Origin of the sequence: Rhizobium leguminosarum bv. viciae USDA 2370 (genome assembly GCF_002008365.1) — a bacterium.
Taxonomy (GTDB): Bacteria; Pseudomonadota; Alphaproteobacteria; order Rhizobiales; family Rhizobiaceae; genus Rhizobium; species Rhizobium leguminosarum.
The window spans coordinates 1-4,716 of record NZ_MRDL01000048.1; the positions used below are offsets into that span (position 1 = coordinate 1).

The 4,716-nt window shown below is 56.1% G+C and carries 6 protein-coding genes and 2 pseudogenes; all 8 read left to right on the forward strand.

The features are described 5' to 3' along the window. On the forward strand, positions 1-244 hold a 244-nt coding region (locus tag BS629_RS39510; protein ID WP_210190991.1), incomplete at its 5' end, for a hypothetical protein. After that, positions 234-374 carry a hypothetical protein gene (locus BS629_RS40580; protein ID WP_158081463.1) on the forward strand — a complete coding sequence of 47 codons (141 nt, stop codon included), beginning with the start codon at positions 234-236 and terminating at the stop codon, positions 372-374. The genes BS629_RS39510 and BS629_RS40580, both read left to right, overlap by 11 nt. Continuing rightward, a complete protein-coding gene (locus BS629_RS38570; protein WP_077988539.1) occupies positions 371-694 on the forward strand; it encodes a hypothetical protein in 324 nt (107 codons plus the stop codon). The genes BS629_RS40580 and BS629_RS38570 overlap by 4 nt, the downstream gene beginning before the upstream one ends. A gap of 114 nt (positions 695-808) precedes the next feature. Beyond that, on the forward strand, positions 809-1,132 hold the full coding sequence (locus tag BS629_RS26155) for a hypothetical protein (RefSeq protein WP_077988539.1): 324 nt from the start codon (positions 809-811) through the stop codon (positions 1,130-1,132). Positions 1,133-1,246: 114 nt separating this feature from the next. Next, positions 1,247-1,561: a hypothetical protein gene (locus BS629_RS26160; protein ID WP_077988540.1), complete on the forward strand. Its 315-nt coding sequence runs from the start codon at positions 1,247-1,249 to the stop codon at positions 1,559-1,561. A gap of 549 nt (positions 1,562-2,110) precedes the next feature. Next, positions 2,111-2,281, forward strand: a pseudogene (locus BS629_RS26165) (IS6 family transposase); the annotation flags it as partial. A gap of 927 nt (positions 2,282-3,208) precedes the next feature. Next, positions 3,209-4,330, forward strand: coding sequence for an omptin family outer membrane protease (locus tag BS629_RS26175; RefSeq protein ID WP_245315110.1), 1,122 nt, complete (start codon positions 3,209-3,211; stop codon positions 4,328-4,330). 34 nt (positions 4,331-4,364) lie between these two features. After that, a pseudogene (locus tag BS629_RS26180) lies at positions 4,365-4,658 on the forward strand (alpha/beta hydrolase fold domain-containing protein); the annotation flags it as partial. Between the last annotated feature and the right edge of the window lie 58 nt (positions 4,659-4,716).

Below are 4,716 nucleotides of genomic sequence, written 5' to 3' on the forward strand. Positions count from 1 at the left end.
TGCTGAAAAGACCGAGATGAAACGTTGCAAACCTCCGACGGATCGAAAGCCCTGCATCATTGCCGACAACGTGACATCGCCCTCAGACGTGCTCACCGGGATCGTCAGCTTTGGGCCCATGCCGCAAGGCACAAACTCAAAGCCGTGGCCTGAAAAAAGCGCTCTGATGTCCTTTGTCAATGTTTTGCCCAGAAGAATCCAGTCGCGCAACGGCTTTCAGGCTACTGTCAGCGATGGCTGGTAAAGCTTGGTTATCGCAACAACGGGGAGGACACGCCAAGCAAGAGATCAATGAATATCGTGCCGATCGCCAAAATTACAGCGACACGCGACAATACGCAAACATCAACGAAAGAATGGAAAAAGTGAAATGAAAAGCTCATCGAACAAGACCGCCACTGCGGCCGTGTCGAATTCATCGCTGACATCTCGGTCCATCTGGGGGCGTGCAATCCTTGCTGCGACCGCGATGGCATTGGTATCGACCACTCAGGTTTCGGCGGCTGACTTCGCTTCCGAGGGGTCCAGCGGGCACAGCTCGCCGGCCAGCGAACGAGGTTCAGATGACGACGGCAGCTACAGCGGAAATAACGGCTGGCAACTTGTACGCGACACAATGGACGATTGTGCCATCTTTACGAGAAAAGATGGCACCCGCCAGCTTCGCTGCGCACACATCCTGACCGAGAGGTGAAACCACAATGGTGCTGCGGGTCCAGATTGGCCCGCAGCTCGCCGGTGCCGATCGCCAAAATGGCAGCGACACGCGATAATACGCAACATCAACGAAAGAAATGGAAAAAGTGAAATGAAAAGCTCATCGAACAAGACCGCCACTGCGGCCGTGTCGAATTCATCGCTGACATCTCGGTCCATCTGGGGGCGTGCAATCCTTGCTGCGACCGCGATGGCATTGGTATCGACCACTCAGGTTTCGGCGGCTGACTTCGCTTCCGAGGGGTCCAGCGGGCACAGCTCGCCGGCCAGCGAACGAGGTTCAGATGACGACGGCAGCTACAGCGGAAATAACGGCTGGCAACTTGTACGCGACACAATGGACGATTGTGCCATCTTTACGAGAAAAGATGGCACCCGCCAGCTTCGCTGCGCACACATCCTGACCGAGAGGTGAAACCACAATGGTGCTGCGGGTCCAGATTGGCCCGCAGCTCGCCGGTGCCGATCGCCAAAATGGCAGCGACACGCGATAATACGCAACATCAACGAAAGAAATGGAAAAAGTGAAATGAAAAGCTCATCGAACAAGACCGCCACTGCGGCCGTGTCGAATTCATCGCTGACATCTCGGTCCATCTGGGGGCGTGCAATCCTTGCTGCGACCGCGATGGCATTGGTATCGACCACTCAGGTTTCGGCGGCTGACTTCGCTTCCGAGGGGTCCAGCGGGCACAGCTCGCCGGCCAGCGAACGAGGTTCAGATGACGACGGCAGCTACAGCGGGAATAACGGCTGGCAACTTCGAGGCGAGAAATCGGTGCAATGTAAACTCTTTACGAAAGGGAGCGACCTTTATCGAGGCTGCCTCGAACTCAATAAGTGAAACCACAATGGTGCTGCGGGTCCAGATCGGCCCGCAGTTCTCCGGTCAAAGGCAGCAGAGCATGCGATGTGAGACGTCGGCTGACGCGTCTCTTTGCCCGATCGCAATCACCATCCGCGATAAGAATGAGAATCAATGAAGCACTAATCGCCTCGGAATCGGCACGTGAAAAAAGAGAACGGCTGGGACGACAATGTCGACTGCGTTTCCTTGGGCGGCCTCCGCCCTGGGTTTGGGATGTGTTGGCGCGAGCGAACGCCAACTTGGAAACAATGCTTTGAAGACGAGGAGAGGACTATGAAAACAAGATTTGACTCCGCAGTTGTTCTCGCTGCCAGTGACGTCAAGGCACTTCAAAATCCCTTTATGAACTGCCTGGTGCGGCTTATCCGCGCTAAGGATCTCTACGGGCTTTGGAGCGACGACGGCGACGCTGAACTGCTGGCCAAGTTCACCACCACTCTTGAACAGCGGCGAGCATTACCGATCGTCGGCGATCTTGATCCCTTTGTCTTATGGAGGTTGAACGGCGATGTCACGTTGTCGGCAATGATGCAGGGCTTTCGATCCGTCGGAGGTTTGCAACGTTTCATCTCGGTCTTTTCAGCAGTCCGAAATCTTTTCGTCGCGCCGCACCAGAGACACTCAGCCCTAGCCACCCATATTCATCGGATCCGCGCCATGGCGCAGTGGAAAGCCGTGACCGCTGCAATTGCCTGAGTTTACCGACAAGCGACTTTTCGGCCGTTGATCAAACAACGTGACATCGCCCCTGCAACATTTCGTTTCGCTGTTCTCCACCGTTGGCAATCTCTTCGTTCCAGATCACAAAAAACCTTCTGCCAACCAAATTCGCAATCACCGACTGCAAGCCGTGGCCCAGTGGAAAGCCGCCAGCGACCAGTTCGTCTGAAACTGTCCGCACGGGCCTTGACTCGCCTGCCCTTCAAACAACGTGCGCAGCGCCGCCGCGCTTGAGACGCTTTCCGGCGTGTGCATATCCGCCTGCGCCGCGACAGCATCGAATAGGCCGGAACAAAGTTGACCTTTCGCTGAGATCTTTGCCGATCCGATGCATAGGCGCTGAGCTACCGTCGTGACAATCGTGACAGCTTTCAGGCTGCTGTCAGCTATTAGTGGCAAAAGTGATCTTTATTGAAATAGCACTGGAAGAGGCCACAACCAGAAGACTATCAACATCGTCTGATGTGTCGATCGCCAAAGGGCAGCTCCGTCGCATCGCAAGCACCAATAAACGAGACTGGAAAATGCTAGGCTTCGGCTGCCGGCTGCGGTGCCACGCCTCAGCGATCTCGATCATGATGCCAAGCAGATCTCCCCCGATCTCGTTGTACGTTGGTCCGGGTGTTCGAATTTGTCCATGTCAATTACGCACGGGAAGCCTGCTATTTTTGAAACGGAACCAGTAGCAGCTATAGCGGTGCGTCATTAGTGTCGTCGCCACTCGGGAGATGCCTGCATGACAACGAAGCGCTCGCTCCTGATCAGTGGTGCGAAACCGTTGAGCGCTTGGGTAAGGTTTGGAACCCTCCAGCAGTTTCCACGCCAGTTGACAGATCGTAAGGCATATCGCGCCGCGCTCCGCCCAGTCGCGCAAATTGATCACTCTCTAGCAAAGGACAACGAATGTTCTGCGATTATTCCCTGAAGGGGTCGACGCAGCCAGCCTCGCAACGGCACGGCGACACCGGTCCATCAACACCAGTGGCTTGCGCAGCGGACAACTCTGACGCAACAAAAAGGCGATATGAGGCGAAAAAGCTCAGGCCCAAGACGGAGGCGCTAGACGAAACACGCGGTCAGTTGATGAAGCGCGTCATTACCGGATCCGCAGTCACTTCCTGTTTACTGGTGGCCACCCCATCATTGGCCGCCGCAGACAACGCTCTGTTTTCCTCCGACGACGGCAATTTCGTCGTTTTCGGCGGACTCGGCCTCGCCAACATCAAGGCCCAGGAATTTGCCTATGAGGGCGACCACAAGAACAGCCAGCTGAACTGGGAAAGCAAGGGGATGACCCTTTTCACTGTTGGTGTGAACGCCCAGATTGACAACGACTGGAGCTTGAAGGGCAGCGTCGAAATCGGCACCGGCGGCAACGGTCACATGGTTGACTACGACTGGGACAGTGGCGAGCATGATGACTGGAGCGACCGCTCAATCTATCCCCTTACCGAACTCGATCACTATGTCGCCGGAGCGATCCAGTTGGACCGGATCATCTACGGAAACGAGACCAGCAGTATCGCGGTCGGCGCCGGTGTCCAGTATACCGACGTCAAGTGGACCGCCTATGGCGGGTCCGGCATCTATACGGAGGAAAAGTTCCGGGATACACCTGTGTCATGGCCAGACTGGGAAAGAGGCATCAGCTATCAGCAACAGATTCCGATTGGCTTCGTCAGCCTGAGCGGCGAATACAACTTTGGCGATCTTACCATCAGCGGCGGCCTTCAGACCGGCTTGAGCTTCGGCATCAAGGACATCGACGACCATTGGAGGGATCTCCGGTTTCATGATGACATTGACCCTGCGCCGACAATCGGCGCAACTGTTGCCCTTGACTACGCGATGACGCCAGCTGCTTCGCTCTATCTGTCCGGTTCGTTCGAGCAGGTGTTTAACAGCCGCGGGGAAACGCAAGAAGAGGACACCGAGGAGGGCACACGCTCCGCCTGGCAAAAGGCCGCGGCCGGGGCAAACTTTCAGTCGATGTCAATCTCGTTCGGGCTAAAAGCCACGTTTTAAGTGGTAGCATCAGAAGACCTTCGCCGCGTCCGTCACCGATGCGCCGCTGCTGACACCGCAGCTCATGGAACTTTTCAACATGGCCTATGTCGGCACCGGCGACCGCAAGTCGGAGACGGTGACTCCCTTCTACAGCGATTTTACCGGCTTGCCGCCGACGCTCGTACAAATCGGGTCCTGGGTGATCCTGCGCGAAGACTCGGTGACCGTCGTCGAAAGGCTCAAGGCCGCAGGCGTGTCCGCCGAACTCAATATCTTCGAGGGGATGGTGCATTCTTGGCAGCTCTTCGCGCCGATGCTCGACGAGGGGCGATGTCACGTTGTTTGATCAACGGCCGAAAAGTCGCTTGTCGGTAAACTCAGGCAATTGCAGCGGTCACGGCTTT

What these genes read in the sequence shown, in the direction of transcription:
- BS629_RS40580 (WP_158081463.1), top strand. Translation starts at nt 234, where the DNA reads ATGGCTGGTAAAGCTTGGTTATCGCAACAACGGGGAGGACACGCCAAG.
- BS629_RS26155 (WP_077988539.1), top strand. Translation starts at nt 809, where the DNA reads ATGAAAAGCTCATCGAACAAGACCGCCACTGCGGCCGTGTCGAATTCA.
- BS629_RS38570 (WP_077988539.1), top strand. Translation starts at nt 371, where the DNA reads ATGAAAAGCTCATCGAACAAGACCGCCACTGCGGCCGTGTCGAATTCA.
- BS629_RS26160 (WP_077988540.1), top strand. Translation starts at nt 1,247, where the DNA reads ATGAAAAGCTCATCGAACAAGACCGCCACTGCGGCCGTGTCGAATTCA.
- BS629_RS26175 (WP_245315110.1), top strand. Translation starts at nt 3,209, where the DNA reads ATGTTCTGCGATTATTCCCTGAAGGGGTCGACGCAGCCAGCCTCGCAA.